Source organism: Kiloniella litopenaei, assembly GCF_000982415.1.
Taxonomy (GTDB): Bacteria; Pseudomonadota; Alphaproteobacteria; order Kiloniellales; family Kiloniellaceae; genus Kiloniella; species Kiloniella litopenaei.
Map to the genome: position 1 here is coordinate 1 of NZ_LANI01000055.1, position 1,202 is coordinate 1,202.

Consider the following 1,202-nt stretch of genomic DNA (forward strand, 5'->3'; position numbering starts at 1 on the left):
GTAAAGTTGTAGCTGTCCACATCCGTGTTGTTATCTGACGTAAGCTCAACGCTTCCCGGCGTACCATCAACTGTTGTCGTTGTGATTGTACCGTTAATCGTACCATCAAAACCACTGACTGGATTAACCTTGAAACCTGCAACCAAAGCTTCCGCAGCCGCTTGATCCGCAGGGCTAAAGGTCCAGGTTGTTCCTCCTGGAGTGTCAGGTGCATAGGCAACCCCAGCACTATTCGCCAAGGTACCACTATCAAGCGTAACAACAATCTTTGTTACATTCTCTGACCCATCAGTATCCGTTCCACCTTGAACATCAGCTTGGTCAGGATCAACAGGAACACTTGTACCTGTTGTGCTATCTCCACCAAGGCTAAGAGTTAGATCAAGGTCAATTGCCGCGTTATCAGAACCAGAAGCACTGCCTTGCGTAACCTCGGAACCATCAACAACTGCATCAACAGTAATTGGCGTTGCTCCCGAAGTACCTGTCGCACTCAACGAGCCATCAATAACTGTCGCAGAGGCCGTCAGGCTAAGATCCGCATCACTCTGATCCGGTGCTGTTAGCTCAAGAGTAACAACAACCGCACCTGTTGGCTCAGAACCTGAATTGAACGTAACCACATAAGGCGCAGTTCCGGATACGCTGTAATCAGCAGCATCAACAAGAACACCACCAGCTGTAATGCTTACATCACCGATCGATGCGCCAGCAGGAATACCCGAAAGTTGAATTTCACTTACCTGATCATCACCAGATGGCGTTACCTTAACAAGAACACTGCCCTCGGTATCTTCATAAAGGCCACCATTCGCATCAGCTTCGACTGAAACGGTCGGCGGTGTAATAAGATCACCAAGATTAATAACAAGTTCGGCTGTGTCTTTATCACCGTCACCATCGGTAAGCTGATAAGTAAAGGTCTCGCTTGCATTCGCAGGATAGCTGGAAGCTGTAACAGTGTATGTATAGTTACCATCCGCATCGATTGTGATCGTACCATAGGTACCAGTCGCGGTTAGCGATGTGCCAACTGTGCCTGTACCATTAACAATGCCTGTAACATCGGCACCATCAGCACCTTCATCATCAACACCGGAACCTGCTGTACCGCCAACAGTACTTGATCCAGTCATAACATTACCAGTCGCAGTGTTCGATGCATCATCAACACTGTCAACATCGTCATTTGCTACTGGGAC

1 protein-coding gene is annotated in these 1,202 nt (G+C 48.3%); it reads right to left on the reverse strand.

What is annotated here, in order from left to right:
- Positions 1-1,202, reverse strand: a 1,202-nt coding sequence (locus WH95_RS20060; RefSeq protein ID WP_046510231.1) for a VCBS domain-containing protein, incomplete at both ends; no start/stop codon positions are given.